This is a genomic window from Bacillus sp. FSL R9-9410, assembly GCF_038050385.1.
Taxonomy (GTDB): Bacteria; Bacillota; Bacilli; order Bacillales; family Bacillaceae_G; genus Bacillus_A; species Bacillus_A cereus_U.
This window is the reverse complement of record NZ_JBBOTV010000003.1, coordinates 386,608-412,761: the sequence shown is the minus strand read 5'-3', so window position 1 is coordinate 412,761 and position 26,154 is coordinate 386,608. Positions and strand designations below refer to the sequence as shown.

The following is a 26,154-nucleotide window of genomic DNA, read 5'->3' as shown; positions in this document are numbered from 1 at the left end:
CACAGTTACTTCCACTTTTTATATTTCGCACGACTTTGCTGCATATAGAATTTATAGTTTTTATTTTTTTTACTTATTGGTCTAATTCTATTTCGCAATCCTTCCTTTCCACCATATTTTAGATAGAAACGCTGTTCCATCCCCCTTGCCTCAAAATAATTTAAATTACGTCTTACACGTGTAAATTTCAGATCACCATGTACTGCTTTGTGTGCTAATTTTCTAGCAGCCGGATTAACGGTTCTTCCAACATATTTAACTTTTCCTGCACTATTTTTCAAAACATAAACCGTATGCCTTTTAGCCAAATGCTTAGCTGTTACACGCCCAGCATATCTCATAACATGAGGTGCAGCCATTCTCGCTCCATGTATAGCTATTGGAATTAAAAACTGAGCAAAATGGCCATCTGGATCTGTCATCATCGCCGGATTATTATCTGCATACGTATACCCATTCTGTGTAACAGGATCATCCTCATCACCCGGGTCTGGATCTGCTGAGATGAATACACCATGGTCTGAGGTATAGTAACGAGCCATTAAGTAATACATGCCAATTTCTTTATCATACATGTATCCTGCATAGCCAAATGGATTGTCTGCTGCAATTCCTTTTGCGTCACTCTTTAAGACGTTCCCCCATGCGTCATATTCATAGTTTGCGACTATTTGACCCCTTTCATCTGTCATCGCTACTACATCACCACGGGAGCTGTAGTGGTAAAATAAGGTTTGTCCTTGGGATTTCATCGCGAGACGTGCACCGTCTATGGAGTACACATATTGACGAAGGACGTTACCATTTCCATCTGTTTCATATAATGGATTAATGCTGTCACCATCGTAGAAGTAACGTGTGACTGCACCGTTGACATTCTTTTCAATACGGCGTTTATCATCGTCGTACTTATATGTTGCGAACGGATTGCTTTCACCTTTTTTCGTTAAAGCGACAAGTTGGTCTGCTTCATTCCATGTGTATGTGAATTTGTCATCAGATGTTCGGTTTCCATTTGCGTCATAAGAAAGAGATTCGCTTCCGAACTTTACAAGCTGATTTCCTTCGTTAAATGTTGCGGTAATCGATTTTGTTTCTTTTCCATTCTCTGTTACTTTTACACTTGTACGGTTTCCAAATCCATCATACGTATAGTCTTTTACCGTTCCATTTGGTAAAGATTCTTTCAGTAACTGATTAATTGGGTCATATACGTAATTTGTTTCTGTTACTTTTCCACCCGTACCTTCATGTGTAATTTTCGTACGGTTGCCCGTTTTATCATACTGATATCGCTCTGATAACAGGATTTGATTCGGTGTTCCAATGACTAGGTCAGACAATTTCCCTATATGATCATAGTTAAATGTCGAACCTGTTCCATTCGCAGCTGTATACGTACGCACATGACCTGCTTCATCATAATCAAATCGGTACGTAGATGCACCATCTGTTACTTTAATGTTTTGATCCGCAGTATTGTAATCGTATGATACTTTATTGCTGTATCCACCATGCGTAAGGGCTTGTTCTCTTAATTTTTCTGATTTACTATTTGTTTTATCATGATACGCCCAGTCTACTTTTCCGCCTCGGCTATCTGTCATACTTGTAATACGATCTGCAGTATCGTATGTTTTTCCTCGTTCCATGCCATTGACATGGTCTTTCACTTTTGTTTCTTGCCCATTTGCGTCACGTTCGAACGTAAAAGCGTCTTTCCCGTTTCGTTTTTCACTTACCATACGATCTGCGGTATCGTAGCTCCATTCAATTGTTGCGCCGCTCGGCATTTTTGTTTTTGTCTTGTTTGCATTTGCATCATATTCATGCTCAATACGACGATTTAATGCATCCATGAATAGTGTATTTTTATTATCTACGTCATATTCATATTTGTGCGTTTGTGTTTTTCCACCAAACATCACGGATTTTTCCGTTGTATTTCCATTATGATCGTAACTATACCCAACAGAAGTTCCATTTTTCAGTGTCACTTTTTTCAGCTGATTATCCTTGCTGTAATCGTATGCTTTGGTATTTCCTTTTTCATCTGTTTCACTTGTCTTATTTCCAGAAGTGTCATATGTGAAAGTATTTTTATTGCCCTCTTCATCGTATGTTGCGGTTACATCGCTATCTTTATCGTACTCATTTTTAACAAGGACATTACCTTCTAATAATCGTACATCATCAAACCATACTTTTCCTTTATTATTGTTTCTAAATAAAAGATACACTTGAATATGCTTAATTGGTTTTTTCGCTGGAATGAATACTGCGCTACGGTTCCAATCATTTGTCCCACTTGGGAATTTTGCTTGATAATTTTCACCACTACCATCTTGATAATAAACATCAGCCCAAACAGAATAATCTCTGGAAAGTTTATCAGGGGCATCATTTTCTACATTTTCAGATTTAGACATCCCCGTCAATGTTAAAGGTGCCGCTGTTTTCTGATTTAAAGTTACTCTTGTACTATAACCAACATCTGAGCCACCATATTGACTACGCTCTAATACAATAGATGATTCTCCTGTGAATCCTTCATGTGCTGTGTCTTTCTTATCACAACTTGTGCCATCTCCTCTAATCCATCCTGGAATACAATCATTTCCCATCATATTCTCTAGGCTACTGTTCGTAATAGGATTAAAACTAGAAGATGTTTCTCCTTTTTCAAGCTGCAATTTATCAAACCAAGCTGTACCACTTGTAGAAGCTCCACCGTTTTCTACTTGTAAGTAAATTCTTGCTTTTCTCGTTTGATCTGTTGTTTTAAAGGTAACTTGGCGATTTGTCCAATCCTTTTCACCCTGTAATTTATTGTAGCGATTATCGTTCCAACCGCCACCATCAACAGCTGAACCATCTTCTTTCAATAACTGAACGTTAAAGAAAGCTCCAATCCCTGGTGATAGTGCTGTTTTCAGCATACCACTCAATGTATACGTTGTATTTGGTTCCAAAGTAACATCTTGGATTGCGGCGATATATCCCCAATCGTTGGTACTTGCTTTGGTTGTAATCTTTAGCGAAGATGTGCCGCCCAAACCGCCAGGTGCTGGAACAGCATCCTTTGCTAAATTCCCTTGGTTATTGCTTCCAGTTTGGGTCCATTTTTCTACTGTATCTAGCTCAAAACTTGGATTTTGCAGGTGATTCTCTCCTGTTCCAATGTCTTTACTTGTTTCTGTTGGATTCCCATACTGATCGTGCTGTGTAACAGACGCGGTATGAGACGATTGATCCGTGACAGAAACCTCTGTATTTGCTGCCTTATAGGCAACTGTTGTTTTACGATCCTCATTATCTGTCGCACTTACAACACCATTGTTTTTATTATACTCAAATTTCTCAGTCCCCATTGCATCCGTCGCAGATGTTACGTTTCCATTGTTATCGTACGTAAAGGACTCTGTTTGATTTTTAGGCGTTGTTGTTTTCACTAAATTATTTGCACTATATTCATACGTTGTTGTTAAGTTCAGACGCCCAGCATCTACAATGGTTTTCACTGGATTACCAGCATCATTATAACTATAAATTGCCTTACGGCCTTTCGCATCCACCACAGAAACTTCTTTTGCATCTGTATTGTATGATAATGTGGATGCTTTTCCTAACGGATCCGTTACTTTTACTAATCTATCATTCTCGTACGTGTAAATCGTTTGATATGGTTTTTCATCTGTATGCTTCGGATCATATACATGAGTCAGTAAGTCATTCTCATACCCATATCGATAAGCTTTTCCTTCTGGCGTTGTAGAAGAAACGAGTAAATCTCCTTTGTAAGTAAACGTAATGACTTTATTATCTGGTCCCGTTACTTTGGAAACTTTTTTATTTGCTCCTTCATATTGTAATATCAATTCTTTTCCAGATGCATTCTTTACTTTAGATAATCGGAATTCACCATCATATTCATACTTCGTTGTATTTCCATACTTATCTTTTACATATTCCATACGACCAGAATTTTCTTTTTTGGTATAAAACGTAATGGTTTGATCTTTGTCTTTGATTTCATACCCTTCCGTTGTTTCCTTCATATCTAAATACACACCCGTAGGTGCTTGGTACGTTCCATCTCCCGTGCGGGTAAATGTAATTTGGGCGCCATCTGCAGAAGTCAGAAGTAAGTTTCCTTCTGCATCTTTCCAAATGCGTTCTTCTAAACTGCTATACCAACCCTTACCAAATAAACCAACTTTTTTACTTTGACTATTATAGGTTCTTTCAATCGATACATCTGGTCCACGTCCTGATAAGGACATATCTTTTTCATCCATCAGGAAGTTACCATTTGTAGCATTTACCTTCCCATTTAATACATCAATCGATGCCCAATAGTCTAACATACCTAAGAATCCAAAGTCTTGAGAAAACCTAGGCATAAATTCTTGTGAAATGTCACTTTCAGTGTGACCCACTTTACTATACGCTGTTACACGGAACCAATAGTTTGTAGATCCACCATAAATTCCACCGGAATTTCGATAAACAGGAGATGGGTCTAAGGCAAGCTCTACACCTTTTTTATCATGATGAAAAAGATATTGACCTTTTGCAATTTCATCTTTTGTTGGCCAAATATTTTGCCCTTGCGTCGTCCATGTTGTTGCATTCCCTACATCAAATGCTTCATAATCTTTTCCGTTATACACCCATACTTTATAACCAGCAGCCTCAGGAACGCCGTCCCATTTTAATGAAACATACCCTGTTTGTTTATCGGTTGCATTGATATAAGCCGAACCTGTCGGTTTCTTGACTTGTTCTAACGAGATATAGGAAATAGCTTCATCAGAAAGCGGACTGTCTCCAAATGGGTACTCAGCCACGATACGAATCCAATAGCCACGTGCTCCACTATAATCTCCATACGGACTACCTGCTAAATGTGCATTTTTGTATAAAGGACCTGGATTTACTGCTAATTCAGTTCCTTTCCCACCCTCATGGAACTCAAAATGCCCTTGGGCAATTTCGTCTGGTGTCGGGAATATTTTTTTATCCTTTGTACTCCAGTTTGTTACATTACCAACTGGAATGTATTCATAATCATATCCATTAAAGATTGCTACTTTATAACCTGTTGCTCCTGGGACTGCATCCCACTGTAGGTTAAAGTGACCTGAACTACTACCACTTCCATTAGAATACGCCTGTACTCTCGGTTTATTTGGTTTTGCATAAGAATATGTTACTTCTAAATAAGGTGCATTGGATCCGTTTTCAGCTGCAATAAACTTCTTCCAATGGTTTTGTCCATTTCCATTTGTATGTAACCTAAATCCATTGTTTGGTCTTGCGCCTTCTACCCATGCTTTAACTGTATTTGTTACATTAAAACGCGCCCATTGCCCGCGTCCTACATCTGCATGAGCGATATTATTAGAACCAGGCTTGTTATTCCAATTAACTCCTCCAACATTCCAGCCACCTGTTACTTCATCTAACCAGACACCATTTGGCTGATTTCCATAATAATGCCATAATGCATACGCATGGAATGTTGCACTTTGAATTTGTGCACCTTTTAAATCGGAGATTTGTGGTTTAATAAAAGCATAGTTGGTCCCAGATGCCCCATCATAATACCCTACTTTTAATGTATAAGCATTCTGACCACCATCCCAGAGAGCTCCGCCTGAATAATTCACATTTGGATACGCACTGGAAGCATAAGCATTTTCGAAATCCTCTACATTGATAGAAGGGTCAATATTTACCGGATACTTACGTTCTGGTGCTTGTAACCACTTCGGATCTGCCGTAACCGTTAATGTATATGTTTTCTCATCTGTCTTTTGGATATCATAACGAACATCCTGTGAAGTGACAGCTTCTCCAGATTCTTGATTTACATTCGCATCCGTCATATACGGTTTCGGTAATGTAAAGATACTTTCTTTTTTCTCATCTTGGAAACTAATAGAACCATCTTTCACCAAGTTTGGAGTTAAATCTGTCTGTAATGCAAATGTAAAGATGTGATGTCCTGTATATTCACTTAGTACAAAATCTTCTTTTACATTTTCATTGAACGTTGTACTTTTTAGATCGATATGAGGGAAAATCCCTTTATACCATACGGTGTTATTTTCATGTGTGGCAGTTACTGGTGACGGTTTAATTTCACCTTTCTCACCACTTGCCCCGATTAACTCATATTGAATGGTATGTCCGTCCGCTTGGAACTGAACATACTTTCCATCCGTCACTGTTTTTTTAAACTCTGGTTTTAATTTTGTGTTTTCCGTCACAATTTTCTTATCTGGCGCTTCTACTAAGGTCGGCGAAACTTCTTCTAACTTTCCATTCTTTTCTGTATGAATCGGTTCTGTATATACCTTTTTTGTAAAAGTACCATCTTGGTTATCGAAGACTTTTTCTGTTTCTGTCCGTTCTTCTACAACCTCAGTGGGTTTTGCTTGTGATTTTAACTTCTTCTTCACCTGATCCGGATGTGGCGCAGGTAATTCTTTCTTCTCTTTCTCCTCCATTTGTGGAGTTTGTTCTGAATTTGGAGACGGCGTAAACGGTGGTGCCGTTTCTGCCAATCCATTCATCGGTATAGATGTAATAATTAATGCAACTACCATTAGCTGTATTAAATATCTGTACCATCGTTTTTCACCTTTCTTCTTTTCCATACATTCACCTCGGCATCATTTTATAAATCTTACCAAATAATAGTATTTAAAAAGAAGAAACAAAGTAAATCATTATTTCTAATTTTAGAGAAAATGTGACAAAAAATGTGTAGGTTTTTCGACAAAACTTAAAATCATCTTCCTTGTTTATAAAATTTACATTATTATTAATTATGTATAATATAAACTACATGTGATGTAATATTTACATAGTGATACAAGTACCTACAAACATAAATAATAGGTCTAATGTTCCAATTTTAAATTTACTTATTCAGGAAATCCATACTTTATCAATACCCGTTTTTCATCTCAAATTCTAAAATAGAGTTACCCTTTCAAAATATACTGACTCCTTTCACAATCGTGAAGGGATTTTTTTATCTATTGATTTCTTAAAAGAATCTACGTTACTTTTTACCCCAAAACGAAAAAGCTAACTTTTTATCTGAAAAAGATAAGAAGTTAGCTTTTTGGGATACTACCGATAATGAATAGAATTTTCGTTATGGGGGGATTTTGATTCTTTAGGTTGATAGCAATGGGCTGTACCCCAAAATAGAAAATCCTAGGTGAATATGTTTTTTTGGAAAGTATTCTCATTTCCATGTTAAAATATATCATAATAAGAAATCTAGTTAGTGCAGATAGGTGATCCCCCTCTGTACTAGAAATTGTTTTTCTTGTTCCTTTCTTATGTTTTAATACCCCAATGGGGGAGCGCTAGTCTAAGCTAGAACTAGCGCCTTTTTTTGTTCCTAACAACCAAACTGGATTAATTATTGTAAAATTAACTATAACTATAACTATATAAATCTGATTTTAATTATAGTTTTTTTACTATTACTCTGTTAATATACGTGTACAGATGTCACTTTGATATATGAATCATACCTTTCATATGCTTAGGACTATCTTACAGCCAAGACGCAAAGAAAGTTTTCTTCATTCTTTTGTTTCTTGTCTTGTTCTTCCGTCTAATATCTTACTTACACCAAAAAGGCTAGTCTCAAATGAGACTAGCCTTTTTATATACCGCCATACATATTACCTAGCGAAGTTACGTTGTCTTTGCTGCAGGTACTTTTTCTTTTTTCGTTCCGAGCTCCAAAAATGAAACACTACACAAACCCCTACTAGATATACACGAGATACATAAGAGCCGTTTAAAAAGACGTACATTCATTTCTTGACTAGAATGTACGTCTTTTTACGTAATTTCCAGTCAACAAAGCATAAAAATAGGTATTATTTGCGTCACAATTGTTTTGACCCAACTTGAATTGTGATATTTCTTTTAGGCTGTTTTGGTTTCATTTGATTATAAAAATTAGCAATAGAATCAAATTGAAAGATACGAAAGTTCACACTTGAAACATCATATATTTTCTCGGTTATAATCAAAATCGAAGGGGAAATTTTTGTATCTTTAGGCTGCCAAGATTGATCTTTCCATTCATCACTATGAAAATACAATTCATATCTTTCCATTTTATTTTTCATAACTTTATTACTGTAAACTGACTTTTGAAACTCAACAAAGAAAGGTGCTCTACGCCATATTACAAATGCATCTGGTTCCATAAATTCTTTACCATATTTCGGCTCCACTTTAAAAAGTTTCGGTTTTTCATATTCTATAAGTTGTTTATACACATCTACGATCGCAAGGAAATGAGGAATCTTTTGACTCGTCTTTCGAATTGTATTTGGCTGCGGAAAGTAAATGTATGGCTGCTGTGACACATTCGCATCCACATGGCCATCCCTTCTTAATCGCTTCATTACTGTATTACAGCAAGTGACAGCTTTCTTTAAATCTTTAAAATGCAAATCTATAATATCATCCCTGGACATACATCTAAAACGGTTCAAATCGTTCAGAATTGCTTCATCTCTATTCTTCATCATCTAACACCCCGAACAATGGAATCTCTTCTTGTAGAGGATTCCGAAGCGTCATATCCTCTTTTGGTGTGCAATACGGTTCAATAATTTGTTTTGCCTTACTTAATCCCAAATAAGGAGCTTGCACTTTCTTTAATCCATTTAGCTTTAAAATCATTTGGCCAGATTGCTCTAAATGTTCTGATCCAGGTGTACCCATGATATTACTATTGATTGTATTATCACATTTAAAGCCCATTCTTACTGTCATATTGAGTTTTAACTTACCATCTAATACTTTTGCATCGGGCCTCTGCATACTAAGTATAAGAAACACCCCAAGTGATCGGCCGACTGCTGATATTTTTCCAACTATAGTCATACATTCTTTTTCATCCTGGAGCATTGCTACTTCATCGATAGCAAGTAAGATATATGGTTTCTGATTATCAGGATTCATTTTGTTGTATTCATCAATATGATCCACTTCATACTCTTCCATTAGTTTTCTACGCTCGCGTATTTCCTTCCACACTTTATGAAGCATTATCTTCATTTCGATTTCTTCCATGCAAACCTCTTTTACGTGTTTCACTCTTCTCAAGAAATGGAATTCAGAGTTTTTCAAGTCGCCCAGGTACAAATGTAATTTATCAGAGGACATGTGTTGAATAAGTGTGGAAAGCACAACACGTACCATACTACTTTTTCCGCTTCCTGTTTCTCCTGCAATTAATAAATGTGGTGTATTTGCTTCAACCATGTCATACACAATCATATTTCCAAATTGGTCCCGACCTACCACAACAGGAAGACGATGTTGTTTTAGTGACGGCTGCCATTGTTTAAAGCTGTAATTGTATTGTTGTAGTCCTGCATCTGAATGAAACACATTAAGTACAAATCGTTTAATATCTCCTTCAATTGCTACGTTGTGTCCTAATATTTGTTGAAAGCAAAACCATTTCTTTTCGATGTTCTTGGGATCCAAACCATTCAGAATGGTAAATACGTATCTAACTCTTTCTTGTGTGGAGGAAATATCATGTATCTTTGGATAGATCGGAACTTTACCACCTCGTGTTTGATGGTCCACATATAAACCAGCTTTTCCAAATACCCCTATAAGTCGATTCTTCAAATTTTGTTTATGAAACCATTCTTTGATGATTCCCATGTCACACCTCCTAGAACATGATTAAAATTTTAATAAATACATAACCGATGAAACAAACCCCGCCTATCCTCATTCCGTGGTACATTCCATCGCTTAAAAGTTTAGCTGCTGCAACGTGATCATTTTTTACAAGATGCTTTTCTAATATCGCCCCACCAATTGTAATTATTCCTAATGCTCCTAAAGAAATGAATGTAGTTAACATATAAAACTCCCCTTTATAAACAGAATTTGAAATGCTGATGATATATGGGTTTATTAACTGGAAACCTTGATAGTGTTACTTTGATAGCCACTTTGGTAGCGACCTTGATAAAGCATATGGTGTACAGCTTGGACAATATTCACCATTTTTAGGGGGTTATTTTTGGTGAAATTAGGACATTACTGAGGACAACAGATAACTAAGGGAGTGAAAAGTTGTGTGGGGTCTTGGAAAAAAACGTACAAAGCTAGGGAAATTTCTTGATAAACATAAAATTGAACAAGAATGGTTGATAAGGAAATCAGGTCTTGGAAGGAATACGGTAGGAGATTTAGCTAATAATCCTGACAGATCACCCACAAGGAAAACAATGCAAAAGATATTAAAGGTCCTTCGGGAGTTTGACCCAAGAATTAAAGCTGATGATTTTTGGGATATGTAAAAAAACAGCCTTATTGTAGACTGGTTTTTCTGCAACTTTTACATGGACTTTTATAAGTTTTTCCTTGTTTGTGAAAGTTTTCAACATGCATTATCTTTTCACACATGAGAAAGTAAAAAGAATTGATTTCGATACAATTGATAAATTGTGTGATTTATTTAATTGTAGTGTCGGGGAGTTTTTAGAGCGTAGATGAAAGTGATTTCTGGATGTGATTAGAAAATTATTATTAACATTTTCTCTATCGCGCATTTCACGCGATTAAACGATGGATTTGTACATGAAAGAAAAGATAATCGCCTTAAAATCACAATCTCGGCGACTCATTTCATACATTTTCGCGCTTTTTCCGTCCCTCAATACTATTTAGCATGATATAACACGATCAAAAGATGGTGAGCATAAAAAAGAGATTCGCTCCAATTGAAACGAATCTCTTTTTTATGCTCTGGCAAAACTTTGTTTTCTTTGCTGCATATATTTTTTCTTCTTTCTCTCCGATCTCCAAAAACGAAACCCTACGATCATAAATCCTATCGGCCCAAATATTGGCGTCATCATAAAGAACCATCCCAACACAGAAGCTTTTATAAACAAGTAAATGAACCAACCTTTATCGGTCATCATAAATACTGTATTTGAAAAGAAGAAGCTTTTTATTTCATGTGCAAATATTCTCGAAAACGGAAAGAAAATCAGATTGATCGTTATTAAAGTAATCATGCCTGTTTCATATGATGGGATTACCCACCTGAAAAATAAATAGATCAATACACTCCACATATATGTCTTAACTAAATAGCGAGCATTAATAGACTGACACGCCCGAAACATCATTAACATGATTTCACTCCCTTTTTTATTTGATACTGTCGCTATAAAGAGTCTCTTTCCCTTTTTCTAATACGTAACCATTAATACTCCAAACACCTTTCTTATCTTTCTTAGCTTCCTCCTGGACTTTTTTCAGTTCGTCATACAAAGTAGTATTCGGAGTTTTTATGTATCGTACCACGCCAAGCCCTTGTTTTAATATATCCGCTTCTACACATTTTCCATCCAGAAAAACATATGCGAGTTGCCGATGGTAATGATCTTCCTTTTCGCCTTTGTCATACACTAATTCGACTGATTTTCCTTCTAAAAGTTTTTTGGTATAATCAGAAGCTTCCTTACCATACTTCATCGGCTTCTCATTAGGCTTAACACTCTCAGGGGTATCTAAAAGTAACATTCTCACCTTTTTTTCTGTTCCTTTTACTTCGGCCACAAGCGTATCACCGTCAACGACCCGTTTTACTTTCGCCTGTACTTTTTCTAGATCTTTTACCTTATTATAAGATTCATCCGCTACTTGTTTCTGTTCTGTTCCAACTGGTTGACTACTTGTATTTGTTGTATTCGTTGCCGTCTTATTTGCTGTTGCACATCCTGTAAGCAACATACTTGTAACAGTAAGAACTCCAATCCATTTTTTCACTCTCATGCTCTTCATTCATCCCCTTTTCCTATCCTTTTGTTTGTTGTCTTTTCGCCCGCTGCAAGGTACTTACACTAATCCCTGTCATTTCTTCCACTTGCCTATAAGATTTCGTTTTCAATAAATCAAGAGCATGTTCTATTTGCTTCTTATTATATTTCTTCGGTCGTCCTTCTTTAAAATCAGGATTCAACTTCGCAATTGCTTTCCCTTCTTGCGTACGTTCTACAATCATATCTCTTTCAAATTCAGCAAACGAACTCATGATATTAAACATCAATCTACCCGTGGGTGTATCTTCCACTACTCCCATATTGAGTATATGAACCTTAACTCCTTTTTCAAACAACACCCTAATCGTTTGAATAGCATTTTCAGCCGAACGTGCAAAACGATCTAATTTTGTTACAACAAGTGTATCGCCAGTTTCTAATACAGAAAGTAGTTCTTGAAATTTTGGTCGATCAAATTTTGTACCTGTAAACTTTTCGGAGTAAATTTCCTCGCAACCTTCTTTTTTCAACATTTGGATTTGAGTTTCCAATTCTTGGTTCAAGGTACTCACTCTAGCATATCCATATTTCACCAAAATCTCACCTTTTCTACGCTTATTTTTGACCATAAGTTTTGATGTAGGTCTATATACTGATTCTATCACACCGCAACTACGTGTTCAAAACTTTTAAGTTTTGAATAAGGAATTAAAGTATTCCGCTTTCAGAAAAATGAGAATTTATCCTTTTACCAAAATTCTATCAAATGTTAACATATTACTTGCAGCATACAATTTAATAGGAGGAACCAATCCCATGAATTCACTTTTAATTTCTTACGACTTAATTGCTCCAGGTAAGGACTACGACAAAATAACAAAAAAAATCGAAAACTATCCGAACTCTAAACGAATATTAGAATCAGTTTGGATTGTGAATAGTAATAAAAATTCTCAACAAATTGCACAAGATCTCAAATCAGTAACAGATAACAACGATAAAATATTTGTTGTAAGACTAGAATCCACCATCGGTTCCAAAGATGCTTGGTGGATAAACCTCGATGAACACACTCAATGGCTACAAAATCATTTGTAATAAAAACAACAAAAAGCACAAAAAAAAGCAACTACATGCTTTTTTTTGTGCTTTTTACATTAAAGAGGGGCAGCTAAGATACGTGTAAAAATGGTCGTAACCTGTATTGATATTTGATTAAAAATACTGCAAATGAATAATCCGTTATTTTTTGCGCACTCTAATCCATATTATGCAATAAGTTTGGAGTCGATTTTATGTTTAAACGGAAACTGTTAATGGCATTTTGTGGAGTTATAATGATGGTTTTATTTACATCTCCAATAGAAGGCAAGGCAGAAAATATATCTAATAAAGATTTTTATGATTCTTATAATACTTTATTAGCTCCTTACGCAAGTAAAACTATCCGAAGTAAACTTGGACCAGATCATCAGTATAGTTTAACGGATGCAAAAATTATAAAAATTGAGCGACCCCAAAAATATACTTTCACCTTCATTGTAGTAGCTAAATATAGAACGTATACCAACGCTCACAATCCACCTAATCATGTTGTAACAATAACTTATAATGTTAGTCCAAGCGGGGTAAAAGTTATTGATTTCAAACAAAAAAAAGAAAGAAAGTGAGTTTGTATACTCACTTTCTTTTTTATCAATAGGTGGAATAGGTGACTTTTGGTTTACCAAAATTGACTGCATTATTATAATTACTAGTATTAGTTTCTCCAAAATAAATATCAAACCAATTGTATGATAACCCTCTATTACAATATACATCTCCCATGTCTTCTACTACAAATGTGCTCTTTGCAGAACCATTAGGCATTCCAAGGCTTGTATGTGTGTTGATAATAGTACCTTTTGGAAATCTAGTCCCAGATAAAGGGTTGCCACATACAGCTGGATGAACTGCAGCAGTAGTATATTGACGTGGTGTTGTCCCATGATAAGTTTTATTACCTGCAGGAGCCACATATGCTGTTACATTCTCATTTGAATAACTAGCAAGTAGCTCCTTTCCTACTATAGATTCATTAGTTACAGTTTCATTATTTTCATTTAGATTAGTTTCTGCCAAGGAGCTAATTGGCAAGGTAAAAAGTGTTACAAGTGAAAAAAAAGTAATAATAGATTTTTTCAATTTGATATCCCCCTTAAAAACATTGATAAAACAACGTAATTTGTCACCTCCTTTATTTTTTCAATTAACCTGTGTCCTCCCTAGATAGTTACCTGTCACTCCATCTAAAAATATCTCTGCTTCTTTTTGATTTTTACTGCCTATAATTGATAAAAATATATTATTATCCTCTTTAAAAAGTCTAAAATGATATCCTTTAGAAATCACATTTTGTCCAGGTAGTAATGCGAAATCTTGTATCACTTTCTCTACCGCTGTGTTACTGTCAATTTTAATGTCATCATTTTTAATAGTGGGTTCGTTTAATTCCTCTATTACAGATGCCTTTTTTAATTTACTTTTCTCTACCGAGACAATTAATCGTTTTTTTTGATTTAATAAACCAAGGATCATGTTCCAATTTTCTTTTTTTCCGTTTTGACCACTATTTTTCCCATCATCAACACTTCCGATATATATTAATTCACATGCATCATCTATTTTCCGAGCTTCCTTTAGCCCTAATTGATAAGCTTGAAACATTGTAATTCCATCTTGTTTTTCTTGTTTTTCGGAGTTATTTTTTGTTACTTTTGCAACGAAAGGAATATCAGTATCTTTATTATTCAAAAAAGAAAGAACAAGAATAGAGGAGCCAATAACGATAAATAGTAATAATAAAAACATTATTTTTTTCAAAGGATCACTTCCGTTTTTATAAAGATATTTCTACTAAAATTATCATAATCCTTCTATTTATTCCAAAAAAACACAAATTCATATTAGATTCCACAAAGGCGCCGCACCTTCGGAAAACCTCCATTCTCCCCCACAATAAGAGCCGAATTCTTCTTAAAATAGAAAACCAGCTGATTTCATATCAAATTTCCCTAGCATATAATCTCATTAAAATGCGGACAAAACCCCTTAAAAGTTATGAACATGTAAGTTCTATTTCTATCACTACAGTAGTAATGAAATCTGTACCTAAAAATTCAGTTATGTATATTGAGAATGCAAAATAACACTTAAAATTAGTGCAAATTATCCTTTAAAACAACACATCTCAAAAAAATGATACCAATTAATCTCCTTGCCAATTCCAGACTAGCATTGTATCATTACAGATACATAGATAGGGGTTTCTTATTAAAAACACCTAGAAACAAAGTATTTACTATCGTAAACACTAAAAAAAGGAGGGATTTATATGAATTTAAACGAACGTGATGAATTTAAAGCGCTACTCCAAAAAGAACTTTTAACAAGTACACAAGCTGCCGAGATTTTAGGTGTCAGCAAACAACGATTTGGCGTAGTTATAAAGAAAAATGACCTTACACCAATTCACGAATCATCACAAGGAAAACTATTTTTAAGACGTGATATTGAAGGAATATTTAAAGGCACATATAAAACCCCTAACAAACAAGAAAATATATTAATTCAACCATACGGATCTTCTGACGAAGCACTAATTTTTTTCGAAGAGAACAAAGAATTTCTTGAAGATATCACATCAATTTACATATACCGATACAAATTAGACGCTATTCTAGATAATTTTCATGTAGAATTAGACACTGGTTTTGAAAACAAACGATTACTAGATGTTCCCCATTTAGTTTTAAGGGACGATTTTTCCGGAAAAGAAATATGGTTTAAAACATTAAACTGTGGCTATCGTGGACAAGGTCCACGATGCACTATGGATCTACTAACAAATTTAGGTATTGATAGTAATTACGCTAATAGCCTAATTACAAAACACGATGTGGTTAAATTTTTCAAGACAGAAAACGTGACATTTGAAGGAACATTCGATAATGCCACAGTAGATCCATTTCAATCAGAAGGTATTTTATCTTATTCTTGGAATAATAAATTAATTTTCGCTCAAAAAGGAAGCTATACCCTTGAATTCGACAATCAAAGTACTCTTGCATTTCTAAAAGATTACTATTCAATCGTTCCAAATATAAAAGATGTAATTATTTTCAACTCTAAAGAAGAAGCCCTTGAAAAAGGCTATTATACAAGAGATCACCGAAATAAAGAGATTGTTTATCAATTAATTATCCGAGACACTTCAAATAGAGAACTTTGGTTAAGAATCCCTCGAACACAAAATGATAGACCATTAAAACATAGTAAAGATATAAAAGAACTACTTGCAATGTGCGGTATCAATATAGAAGAACCCGTTGATAGTTTCCCAGAAACAATAAAAAAGTGGCTTAACATCCGGCCTCGTATTCAACCTTCCGAAATACTAACAAGAGAGAGCCAGAATATAGTCTTTTAATAAAAAAAGCACACCTGATATAAAACGGTGTGCTTTTTGTTTCATTTCATCAAAGCCGTCCATCCTCGAGTGATTCTTCATATTACATCCCCTTACATTTCCTTCTATACACCTTCAAAACTGAATTAGCATGTACACAGTCTAAGCAACAAAAAAATAACTAGAAATAAATGTCAAACCACTAACGTGTGTAAACCGTTAGTGATGTCAAACATTACCATTTAATGCTATTAGACTTCACTCTCCACTGTTTACATATCAATTTAAAACCTCATAATCCCGTTTCAAACCGTACAGTATCACCACAAACCGTACAGTAAGGGTTGCTAACTGCACGGTTTGTAACTGTAAACTGTCCAAAATTTTAAAGACGGAGTCAAAATAGATGAAGACTAACTCACCAATATGAAACGGATTTACTAGATTGATTGCACTGTTAGTAATCAATCTAATACAGAAAGGAAGAGTAATCAAATGAAAACAAATATTTACTCAAACGAAATCAACAATAACGAAAAGGAGAATTCAAACATGCATCTGGTTAGCAAATACGCACACATACTCTTTGAAATAAAATGCGAGACAGATATCAACGATTCATTCTGTCACGAAATGGAGATTAGCTTAGATGATTGCGAAACATTTTATACAGAAATCAATCTATTAACATTAGAAGTATTCATAGAAGCATATGAAAAATCATACAAAAAGTTAAGTAGAAAACTCAAGAAACACCTACCGATTACTTTAAGTGACAGTATTAATAATATTATAAGTAACATTCCCGAAAGAACTTCCAATCTAAAAGAATTTGAATATACTATCACAATAGAACGTGAAGAGTTGGAACAGTTCATATTAAACTTTGACAACATCCTAACAAAACTATCCATATAACACACACACAAACTATCATGGCATTTTATATCATAGTGCTACCTTACAATTTTGTTCAGCAACGCTATACGGCACAAAATACTATTGAAAATCAGTGTAATTTATCATTAAGATAATACCCTGACATTTAGAACATAAAAAGAGCGATCTAAATAGATTGCTCTTTTTATGTTTCCTATTCGCTTTGGAAAATGCGTGTTTTTATTTTGGTAGATTTATAACTTGAATCCCATTGATTATCTATATCTATTTCTCGCCCAACTAGCAAGAATCTCCTCCCTCGTTTTCAAATCTTTAGGGTCAGCAGAAAACCAGAAGCTTGCATGTTTTTCTTCTTTTACTTCTTCATATAGATCTCGAAATAAAATTTTTGCTTTATTATCATTAAATTCACTTCGTTCTCCGTATTCACCATTTGCTTTTCTACCATTTCTATTAAAAGCATAGCAATAAATTTTATTCGGGTCATCTTTATCACTTTTACTGAGTGAATATACCATAGCATTTTCTTGATCTCTTGTTTTCTCTTCCCTCACTTCCGTAGGAATAGCTGTTGAGAATTGGCGGTAAAATTGTTGGATTGCATCCCCAACACGGGTGCCGTAATCAATATTAAAATAATCTCTTAATGTTTTAGCATCTGTTAAAAGCTTTGCTGAATTTGCAGGAACGCGTAATTTGTCATTAACATTTCCTCTCCTTAAAAACTCTAGCTTTAATAAGGCATACTTAGGTATCGCCTGCCCCTTAGTGTATAATTTTACTAGCACGATAAACTCTTGCTGTTTATATGTAAATAGGAATGCGTCAATAAACCATCCGTTTTCCTCCATATCGCTCTTTAAAGCTTTTAAATTACCCAAAATAGCCAACGTAATCAAACTCCTTCCTCAACACATTGTATAGATTCAATATAATTGTAACATTCTCTATTTTACGAAAAACAACAAACACACATCGATTACGGAATTCACCCGTTGCAATCTCTTCTTTTTCCTCACCACATGAAATATCATAATAACTTTAAATCTACATTTCATGAGATTATATATTCGACATCAAAATTCTGTCTATATTTGTCCCTAACAAATATAGTTTCCGTTTGTAAAAAGCCTCCAGCATTAGTTTGGAGGCTTTTTGTTTTACATTTAAATTACTCTTGAACAACAAAACTCTTCTTTTTTAAGTTCCGCTTTATTTAATTCACATAAATGATTTAAAACAACTTGATAAATCTTCTTATTCATTATTCCACCCAAGAAGCAAATTTGTTATATCCATCATCTTCAATCCAATCATACACACGATAAACCAATGACAATCTAAAGAATTTCCCTCTAAGTGATTCAGGAACGATTTGATTCAACTTATATGGTGCCAAATCTGTATATTCCACCCATTTACCCCCTGCCCACTCATACAAATGTAACTGTTTACCGTCTTCACTATATTGATACCCTAGATAATCGAAGGGATTAGGCCCTTTACTTTTAATATTTCCATATTTATCTTTAAAACCATTAATATGAATCCCTAGTATCTTATTTCCTTTTTCTATACTTTTCATAATTTCATATCTCACCCATCTTCTATTAAAAGTCTGGGATCCGATTAAAACACATGTAACCGAGGTATTGTTAAGTCCGCCATTTATTAATCTTTTAAGAGCTATATCACTTGTTTTTTTCGCATCTTCCCAAAGAGATGCATCAAAGACCCCCGCAGCACTTTGATTTAATTTTGTTACCCAATGATTTCTTACAACATTTACTCTAAAATCAATTACATCCTGATAATGAAAACTAAAAAAAACTCTTTTCGCCATAATTTCATAATTCCTCCCCGATTAATAATAGTAATGATTATTTAGATAAAATCTCTACAAACTCTAGTATAGTGCTAATCAATTCTTCTATTGATAATGTTTCATTATTCAATTCTTCAAACAGTCTCTTCATTCTTGCATCAGCATCAGGGTAATACATTTCAAATTCTTCATTTACTTTATTCCATAAATCTTTTGCAATATAACCAGTCGCACCAACTGGGACGACGTAATTATTTTGCTCAAAAGAAATATCAAATTCTGATTGGACACCATTAGCCTTAACAACCTGTCCTTGGTCTATCTTATTACCATATAAAAAGATGCTTATCCCAGTTCTTGTAATCATATCTCGTCTATATTTTTCCCATTGCTCTTGACCTCTCTCCCCCTGTGGAAACGGTCTTAGAATAAGTCTATCGTCATCTATAGTTCCCTGGTTCATATACAATTCTTCAAGAACTCCATTGATAACAAAACTCCCTACACCAAGCCCAAAACCAGATACTATATTAAAATCCTTTCTTATTAATTCTTTACTTAACTGATGGATAAATTGTTCTGCATGTTCTGTATCCCAATGATTATATTCAACTGCACTACCAGATAAAAATACTGTTTTAGTTTTTATATTATTTTCAATTCGATGTAATATCTCGGTAATCTCATCGTAACTATTAAGTACAACAGCCTTTATATTAAAACGTGATAAATCACTAATAAATAATTCCTGTTTTCTTACTCTATATTCAAAATCTGCCTCTAACTCATTTGGTTTTCGCTCTTCTTTTTTTATTAAGCAATAATGTCGTCTTTGATCCCTTTCATAGGCACTTCTTACTCGACTTAATATATAATCTAGGTTAGGATCAGTAAAACTAAATCCAACAAATAAAAACGTCCTAGAAACTAGGTCCCCACTCAACGCTTTAATATAAGGATCCATTTTCATAGAATACTTTTCATAATCATCTTTAATCAAAACTGCTTCAGAGGGATGTTCCACGTCTCCATGCATTTTATATACGACTGCATCTCTTTTCACCTTTGTAGTAGATAATTGTTTTACGGTATACTTCACATCAGCAATCTTATTTTCTTCGTCTAACGCTTTTTCAATTAATCTATCATAATTTGTCGTCCAATAAGTATGAATTGGTAATCTAGCTAAAATTTTGTGATTCACAGTCAAATCTACTTTTCGAGAAAATTCATCCAGGATAATTTGATTAATTCTACCTCTATTCCCCTGATTCTCATTACAGTAATATTGCGCAAGACTTACTAAATCATTTTCTTTATTTACATCTAATCCAATTTCTTCAGCAATAGGCTCCAATAACTTCGCCCAACTAACATACCCTACAGACATTGATAAACCTGCTCCTGCAAAAATCGCGGCATTCTCTTCCATCACTTCTTTTGTAAAATCCTTAACAAATCGTTCAACTATTGGATTCATTTTCATTCCCCTTACCTAATATACAAATATACATCTCTTACATAAATATTTTATCATACAATAAATTTTTGCATAACAAATCAATCTCGTAATAAAATCTACTAAGCTTACTAGCCAATTGACTTCTCCCTTGTTGGTAGCGCTTTCGTAATTCAAAAAAGTATAAAACTTTCAAAAAAATATTAAGATTGAGGTTGCAACCCTTCACTTGTGGGACTAGGTAATATACTCATTTTCGGCTTAATCCAATATAAATCATCAATAAACCATACAAAACGTTCAATTAAATCCATTTCTTTTTTATACGATTCCCATATTTCCTGCATATCCACTTCAAAATCATAAGGATAAAAAGAAGTAAATGTGTTCAATTGAAAAATATCCGTAATTTCATTCTTTTTATTTTCTACAAATCTATATGAATAGGTATAAGCATCTTTTTCTGACCAATGCATTTTTTCTATAACATCTTCAATATTACCCTCTAACTCTTGGGTATAATCTGTATAGTTTCTTAAAACAACATTCAAACGTTTTTTTAAAAAATTCGCTTGTTCGCAATGACGTAACTCATGGATTAGTAAACATACAAACTTCCAATAAAAGGTGTTTGGACAGTGTTGATGGTGTTCAAAAAGTAAATCTTCAAACAGAAAAACAGTCTTTTCACGATGGTAAAATATCGCTTCACCTTCTTCCTCTAAAAACTCCCTTACCTTTCTTTCTAGCCTAGGTTTGAATTTGTTCTGTTTAAAAACCTCTTTTATAGTTGTTATATAGACTTTGACCTTTAACCTTCTTATTTGTTCTGGCAATAAGTTTACAACTTGTTGTATTTGTAAATCAGAAACATATTTCCCTTGATTAAATATTTCCATTATTATCACTCTCTTATCATTCAACTGATTTTCATATTCTTATACTAATTTTAATATATAGATTATTTTTCTTTTGAATCCGCATTTTTCCATAGCTACTATAACAGTTAACGTATCAGATTCCCATTCTCGTTTGTTTTTGTTCAAATTCCTTTTTCCTACGCACTCTTTCTAACGAAATACCCCTCATAATAAGTCTATTCTGTTCAAACTAATAACTCAAACGACAATCAACAATTTCTTCTATTACAAACACACAGCGATTCCGGAAGGCATCCGTCGCAATCACTTCTTTTTTGTATGTATCAACCTTTGTTACAGTCACCATCTCATGATGGATAGCACCGTTCCGATAATAAGATATATGTATTTCCTCTTCCGAACGCAAGGAGTGTTGTATTGCTTGCCCTATCTCTTCCACCTGCTGTGGGTCCAGAATTGGTTTTTGTATTTTATTTTGTTCCTCGATCATCTCACGAATCCCCTTGAACTGTTCCGGAAGACTAGCAAAGGGCAACCACTTTATCATGCCCCTCCCTTTTGGCATATGAGAATTCCTCATGCTTTGTGGCCCCCTAACAACATATTTCTTTCCCTTGCCGTACTCACATCACAATACGAAACCCCTCTTAAAATGCTGTTCTTCCCAAATTTCGATCTAATATCGTCCATTACATATGCTAATTTCATTTCTCTTTCTCTTCTTTCTACATTATCAAATAAGGAAAGTTGTTCCTCTCCATCTTGAATCAAATTTGTAAGAGATACAGAAATACTCCGTATCGGTTCTCCTGTATATAACCTATGTAAATAATTCATACATACATTGTAAATATCCATAGTCAAACAGCTCGCACGTGGCAAAGTACATGACTTTTTTATTCCACCCCTGTAGTCCCTGCTATAACCGATTGAAAAATGTATCGTTTGAGCTAACTTCCTTTCTCTCCTTAACCGATAAGGGGTCACCTTATCAAAAAAAGCAAATTGTACGTTAAGACACATTTAAGTCAATACCCTGTACGCTACAGGGTAAAATAGTCCTCAGGCAAGCGTTGCAAAAATTAACATATATGCAACACTTCCCTTGGGCTTGATTTTTATAGCGTCACGACGTTGCATATATTACGTTGCAAATCAATCCCCCGAAATGATACGATATTTGTAGCAAAATAGAAAAACAGACTTATGCAACGTTAGGAGAGCAAAAAATGAACTACGCATATATTCGAGTATCTACTCCACAACAAGATTATACATTTCAAAAAAAAGAAATTCTTACATATTGTGAAACTAACAAAATTGAGTTGTTAGAAGAATGTATTTTTGAAGAAAAGCAAAGTGGAAAAAATATGGAGAGAGAACAATTCCAAGTTCTTATGCAGCGACTAAGTCCAGAGGACACACTTATTGTCTATAAATTAGATCGTTTAGGAAGAAATCTTTCTGATATGATTCGTACTCATGAAAAGCTGATCAAAAATGATATTGGGATTATTGCTATTAATGATAACATTGATACTCGGAAAAAAGATGACATGACTACGAAAGTAATGGTTACAATCTTATCTTTATTTGCTGATATTGAACGAAACTATATACTGGAGCGAACACAGGCTGGACGTATTAGGTATGTAGAAAATGGCGGAAAACTGGGGAGAACTCCTAAAATCAATAAGTCTAAAACTGATTTGATACTCGAGTTACTTGATCAAGGAAAAACGAAACAGGAAATTTCTGATTTTTTAAATGTTGATAGAACCACCATTTATCGTACACTAAAACGAAATGGTTATTAGGAAAATTATTCATAACGAATGCTATCTATGCATCTAATTTCGTTTTCAAGGAATATTTGGCCATAAAAAACTGCATCTCTAATTATTAGTTATGTCCAACAATTAGAGGTGCTACTTTTCTAGTACAATGTTTTTTTGTCGTGTCGAGCTAAATATAGCATACATATAACAAGGGAATGCAGTACACATCAGCATACAAGCATTCCCTTGTTATTTTTATGTTATTACTTTACATTTTATGTCCCCACTGGTCAAAGTGATAATCTTTACCGTCGATTTTAAACCAACCGTCTGCATAAAGTGAACCATCTTCTCTAGCACAATACCAAAGGTATCCGTATGCAAGAGGAATAGGTCTATATCCACCACCAACTTGGAACCAGCCCGTTTTAGCTGCCCCTTTCTCATCGAAGTAATAATATTTATTATCGATAGTTTGCCAGCCCGTTTGTGCTACGCCGTTATTGTCGAAATGGTATAATTTACCATCGTTTTTTTCAAACCCTGCTCGGTTAGTTGATCCGTCTTCATGAAAATAATATCTTTTTCCGTCAACGTTTTTATAATCATTGAACGTATCATTGAGGCCATTTGTGAAATAGTATCTTTTACCGTCTATCATTTTCCAACCGGTATAGGAAGGTCCATCCGCTAAACTATAATATGCTATTGTATTCTCATTTTTGTTGATTCCTGTTTTCAAAATCGAACCATCTTGATTAAATGCTAATATTTTGTCGTCAAACTTAACATTAACAATGCTGTTTATAGCTTCTCCATTTAGATTAGAAACTCTCTCAAGTACGCCTTTGTCAGAAAAATGAAGAATGATATTTTGATCTTCTAGACGTAGTTCACCTTTATCGACCAGAGTACCTTCGAAATAATAAATTTTACCATCGATTTCCTGCAAACCCTTTTCAATAAGTGCTCCAGAAGCATCGGAATAGGAACGACCCTTATAGCTCCATACTGATCGTTGCAAAGCACCAGAATCATCGAAAGTATAAAACTTACCCTCAATCCGGTCATTACCTTTATTTCTCGCCGTAACTAATTCTCCAGTAGACGGATCAAAATAATAAGTCTTCCCCTTAATGTCTTGCCAGCCTTTCAAAAGGGCTCCTTCAGCATCTGCAAAATGATACTTTGAATCTTTGTTTACCCAACTGTTCTTTATTACATTCCCAGAAGAATCTTTTGCAATCCATTTAGTAGAATCTTTTTCATCAGCTACAAACTGTACTTCGTCATACTTCTGTCTCTCATTTTCTTTACCCGGATACCACTCTATTAACCAATTGTGAATTTCATTGTTGCTTTTATCATCGAAACGAATTTCAGAGTAGAAACGCTCACCAGTACCGAACTTTGAAGTATCCCTATCACCAGCTAAACTTACTCCATTCTTGTTATTTAAACGGAACTGAACTGTACCATCATCAGAATTTTCTATCTGAACAAGTTCAAACACTTCATCATCGCCAAGCGAATCGGAATATTGAAGTTCGTTTCCTTCTTTTCCTGAAAGGTATTTTGAACCTGTTTTTACGATTACTTTATTCGTTCCTTTTTTATAAGGGATAATTTGATAAGGTTTACCATCATTTAGTCTAATGAATGGCAGTAGCAGACCTGTCTCTATGACGTTAGTACGCTCCGCCAATACATCAGATAATCGATCATAATAATCTGCACGAGCTTTAGGATCATTATTAACATAGTTGTCAAGGACATCTTTAGATACTGGCTTTGAAGTCAATGTTATCAATTGTTTTTGCTTATCTGATAATTTATTTGCTATCTGATCAAATAGGGAATCCGAATTTTTAACAATCACATCCCAATCTGGAGTCCAGCTGTCTGCATATTTTTTATAAAGTGGAAGAAGAAATCTTGGGTTTTTACCAGATGCTTTTTCTACAAATGCATGTTGGCCTTGATTTATCACAACTCCGGTCTTTCCTTCGTCTAATTGTGCTTGTGTAATGTAAAGAAGATCGTGTTCTGAGACATTTGCTGCATTAGGGTTTAAATCTATAATTGCTCCTGCGTCAGTAATTTTAAGCTGCTGCCCAGATTTTAGTGGATGAGTTTCAATTCTTCCATTTGGATAGCGTACTTTAACTTGTTTAATAAAATTCACATCACCTTGTGTATGATACATGGAAATATTAAATTCCCCAGATGTAAAACTAGGAGCCTGGTAAGTTTCGTTTTCTGCATATACATCAATGTGAGTGCCTGGGTCTCGATCCCCAGGGTCTAGTCCAAGTGTTTCATAAGTATTTGCTACAGCACCTAATACAGTAATACCTATATCTACTACTGCACCTATCCCTGCGCTAGCCTTATTTTCTGCAATAGGAGCGACAGAAAAAAGAATACCTAATGCCGCTGCAGTAGGAATTACTTTCTTTCCAATTCCAATTGTTTTAAATTTCTTCTTCATTTTTGTTGTCCTCTCTTAGTAAGATTTAGCCTAGATTGCTTACATGTAACACTGTAAAAAACAAACATATAAATACTGTCGTATATTGATTTAAAATATAAAATCAATATTTATAAATTCATCTTAGTTTAAAAACCTTTCAAAAGTCTTTCATAAATGTTACAAAAGTCTTTCATTAATATCGTATAAAATTCTGAACTTTTTACGATAGTCTATATTTTTTCAGCTTGGCCCCATGCTCATTAAGCGAAGATTTTTAAGTATCCCCAAAACAAAATTTTTATTTGTAAAATGAATGAAGTAGTAAACAAGAAAGGCTGGCAAAATGCCAACCTTTCTTGTTTTTTGGGTCTTAATTTTTATTTTAATAAGATATATCGGTGGTTTACTTATGTATCAATCATTTTATTCCTATTGGTATGTCCAAGTTTTAGAAATTACTTACAAGAGTCCTGAATTGTTTGTATGAGAAGCAATGAAATGGTTTTGTAACATTTATGAAAGACTTTTGAAAGGGATTTAAA

22 protein-coding genes and 1 pseudogene are annotated in these 26,154 nt (G+C 34.4%); 7 read left to right on the top strand and 16 right to left on the bottom strand.

Annotation, left to right across the window (positions count from 1 at the left end):
• Nucleotides 1-5 precede the first annotated feature (5 nt).
• From MKX77_RS28770 to MKX77_RS28755, 4 genes are all read right to left on the bottom strand, one after another.
• Nucleotides 6-6,665, bottom strand: a complete 6,660-nt coding sequence (locus MKX77_RS28770; protein ID WP_341308517.1) for a DNRLRE domain-containing protein — start codon at nucleotides 6,663-6,665, stop codon at nucleotides 6-8.
• A 1,257-nt stretch (nucleotides 6,666-7,922) separates the two neighbouring features.
• Nucleotides 7,923-8,573, bottom strand: coding sequence for a replication-relaxation family protein (locus MKX77_RS28765; RefSeq protein ID WP_341308516.1), 651 nt, complete (start codon nucleotides 8,571-8,573; stop codon nucleotides 7,923-7,925).
• Nucleotides 8,563-9,729, bottom strand: coding sequence for an FtsK/SpoIIIE domain-containing protein (locus MKX77_RS28760; protein ID WP_341308515.1), 1,167 nt, complete (start codon nucleotides 9,727-9,729; stop codon nucleotides 8,563-8,565). The genes MKX77_RS28765 and MKX77_RS28760 overlap by 11 nt, the downstream gene beginning before the upstream one ends.
• A gap of 10 nt (nucleotides 9,730-9,739) precedes the next feature.
• Complete coding sequence (locus tag MKX77_RS28755; RefSeq protein WP_341308514.1) at nucleotides 9,740-9,934, bottom strand: hypothetical protein; 195 nt, start codon at nucleotides 9,932-9,934, stop codon at nucleotides 9,740-9,742.
• Nucleotides 9,935-10,151: 217 nt separating this feature from the next.
• Here MKX77_RS28755 and MKX77_RS28750 point away from each other — a divergent pair, with 217 nt between their 5' ends.
• The gene (locus MKX77_RS28750) at nucleotides 10,152-10,376 is read left to right on the top strand and encodes a helix-turn-helix domain-containing protein (RefSeq protein ID WP_341308513.1); all 225 of its coding nucleotides are present in this window, start codon (nucleotides 10,152-10,154) and stop codon (nucleotides 10,374-10,376) included.
• A gap of 85 nt (nucleotides 10,377-10,461) precedes the next feature.
• The gene (locus MKX77_RS30800; protein WP_286097042.1) at nucleotides 10,462-10,572 is read left to right on the top strand and encodes a helix-turn-helix domain-containing protein; all 111 of its coding nucleotides are present in this window, start codon (nucleotides 10,462-10,464) and stop codon (nucleotides 10,570-10,572) included.
• 245 nt (nucleotides 10,573-10,817) lie between these two features.
• Here the strand turns inward: MKX77_RS30800 and MKX77_RS28745 are convergent, their stop codons facing one another.
• Genes MKX77_RS28745 through MKX77_RS28735 form a run of 3 tightly spaced genes read right to left on the bottom strand, consistent with a single transcriptional unit; the run spans nucleotide 10,818 to nucleotide 12,442 of the window.
• Nucleotides 10,818-11,219: a hypothetical protein gene (locus MKX77_RS28745; RefSeq protein WP_341308512.1), complete on the bottom strand. Its 402-nt coding sequence runs from the start codon at nucleotides 11,217-11,219 to the stop codon at nucleotides 10,818-10,820.
• Nucleotides 11,220-11,235: 16 nt separating this feature from the next.
• Nucleotides 11,236-11,862 carry a thermonuclease family protein gene (locus MKX77_RS28740; RefSeq protein WP_341308511.1) on the bottom strand — a complete coding sequence of 209 codons (627 nt, stop codon included), beginning with the start codon at nucleotides 11,860-11,862 and terminating at the stop codon, nucleotides 11,236-11,238.
• A gap of 22 nt (nucleotides 11,863-11,884) precedes the next feature.
• Nucleotides 11,885-12,442, bottom strand: a complete 558-nt coding sequence (locus tag MKX77_RS28735; protein WP_341308510.1) for a recombinase family protein — start codon at nucleotides 12,440-12,442, stop codon at nucleotides 11,885-11,887.
• Nucleotides 12,443-12,665: 223 nt separating this feature from the next.
• Between MKX77_RS28735 and MKX77_RS28730 the strand changes: the two genes are divergently transcribed.
• Together MKX77_RS28730 and MKX77_RS28725 are read left to right on the top strand one after the other, a co-directional pair.
• Complete coding sequence (locus MKX77_RS28730; protein ID WP_341308509.1) at nucleotides 12,666-12,947, top strand: CRISPR-associated protein Cas2; 282 nt, start codon at nucleotides 12,666-12,668, stop codon at nucleotides 12,945-12,947.
• Between the two features lie 197 nt (nucleotides 12,948-13,144).
• Complete coding sequence (locus MKX77_RS28725; RefSeq protein WP_341308508.1) at nucleotides 13,145-13,519, top strand: DUF3888 domain-containing protein; 375 nt, start codon at nucleotides 13,145-13,147, stop codon at nucleotides 13,517-13,519.
• A gap of 25 nt (nucleotides 13,520-13,544) precedes the next feature.
• Here the strand turns inward: MKX77_RS28725 and MKX77_RS28720 are convergent, their stop codons facing one another.
• A complete protein-coding gene (locus MKX77_RS28720) occupies nucleotides 13,545-14,033 on the bottom strand; it encodes a hypothetical protein (RefSeq protein ID WP_341308507.1) in 489 nt (162 codons plus the stop codon).
• Nucleotides 14,034-14,093: 60 nt separating this feature from the next.
• On the bottom strand, nucleotides 14,094-14,711 hold the full coding sequence (locus MKX77_RS28715; protein WP_341308506.1) for a hypothetical protein: 618 nt from the start codon (nucleotides 14,709-14,711) through the stop codon (nucleotides 14,094-14,096).
• 511 nt (nucleotides 14,712-15,222) lie between these two features.
• Here MKX77_RS28715 and MKX77_RS28710 point away from each other — a divergent pair.
• Together MKX77_RS28710 and MKX77_RS28705 are read left to right on the top strand one after the other, a co-directional pair.
• A complete protein-coding gene (locus tag MKX77_RS28710; protein WP_341308505.1) occupies nucleotides 15,223-16,317 on the top strand; it encodes a hypothetical protein in 1,095 nt (364 codons plus the stop codon).
• 474 nt (nucleotides 16,318-16,791) lie between these two features.
• On the top strand, nucleotides 16,792-17,214 hold the full coding sequence (locus MKX77_RS28705) for a hypothetical protein (RefSeq protein ID WP_341308504.1): 423 nt from the start codon (nucleotides 16,792-16,794) through the stop codon (nucleotides 17,212-17,214).
• A 236-nt stretch (nucleotides 17,215-17,450) separates the two neighbouring features.
• On the opposite strand, the gene MKX77_RS28700 is transcribed toward MKX77_RS28705, so the two are convergent.
• The 6 genes and pseudogenes from MKX77_RS28700 to MKX77_RS28675 form a co-directional block, all read right to left on the bottom strand.
• Nucleotides 17,451-18,086 (bottom strand): DUF6037 family protein, encoded by a 636-nt coding sequence (locus MKX77_RS28700; RefSeq protein ID WP_341308503.1) that lies wholly within the window; start codon nucleotides 18,084-18,086, stop codon nucleotides 17,451-17,453.
• 374 nt (nucleotides 18,087-18,460) lie between these two features.
• Nucleotides 18,461-19,039, bottom strand: coding sequence for a Thoeris anti-phage system ThsA activator ThsB (gene thsB / locus MKX77_RS28695; protein ID WP_341308502.1), 579 nt, complete (start codon nucleotides 19,037-19,039; stop codon nucleotides 18,461-18,463).
• A gap of 37 nt (nucleotides 19,040-19,076) precedes the next feature.
• Complete coding sequence (thsA, locus tag MKX77_RS28690) at nucleotides 19,077-20,507, bottom strand: Thoeris anti-phage system NAD(+) hydrolase ThsA (protein WP_341308501.1); 1,431 nt, start codon at nucleotides 20,505-20,507, stop codon at nucleotides 19,077-19,079.
• Between the two features lie 176 nt (nucleotides 20,508-20,683).
• Entirely contained in the window at nucleotides 20,684-21,379 is a 696-nt protein-coding gene (locus tag MKX77_RS28685) for a hypothetical protein (protein WP_341308500.1), read from the bottom strand.
• Between the two features lie 211 nt (nucleotides 21,380-21,590).
• Nucleotides 21,591-21,941: a YolD-like family protein gene (locus MKX77_RS28680; RefSeq protein WP_341308499.1), complete on the bottom strand. Its 351-nt coding sequence runs from the start codon at nucleotides 21,939-21,941 to the stop codon at nucleotides 21,591-21,593.
• Nucleotides 21,938-22,339: pseudogene (locus tag MKX77_RS28675) on the bottom strand (DinB/UmuC family translesion DNA polymerase); the annotation flags it as partial. The gene MKX77_RS28680 and the pseudogene MKX77_RS28675, both read right to left, overlap by 4 nt.
• 251 nt (nucleotides 22,340-22,590) lie before the next feature.
• Here MKX77_RS28675 and MKX77_RS28670 point away from each other — a divergent pair.
• The gene (locus MKX77_RS28670; protein WP_341308498.1) at nucleotides 22,591-23,178 is read left to right on the top strand and encodes a recombinase family protein; all 588 of its coding nucleotides are present in this window, start codon (nucleotides 22,591-22,593) and stop codon (nucleotides 23,176-23,178) included.
• 229 nt (nucleotides 23,179-23,407) lie between these two features.
• On the opposite strand, the gene MKX77_RS28665 is transcribed toward MKX77_RS28670, so the two are convergent.
• Complete coding sequence (locus tag MKX77_RS28665; protein ID WP_341308497.1) at nucleotides 23,408-25,630, bottom strand: N-acetylmuramoyl-L-alanine amidase family protein; 2,223 nt, start codon at nucleotides 25,628-25,630, stop codon at nucleotides 23,408-23,410.
• Between the last annotated feature and the right edge of the window lie 524 nt (nucleotides 25,631-26,154).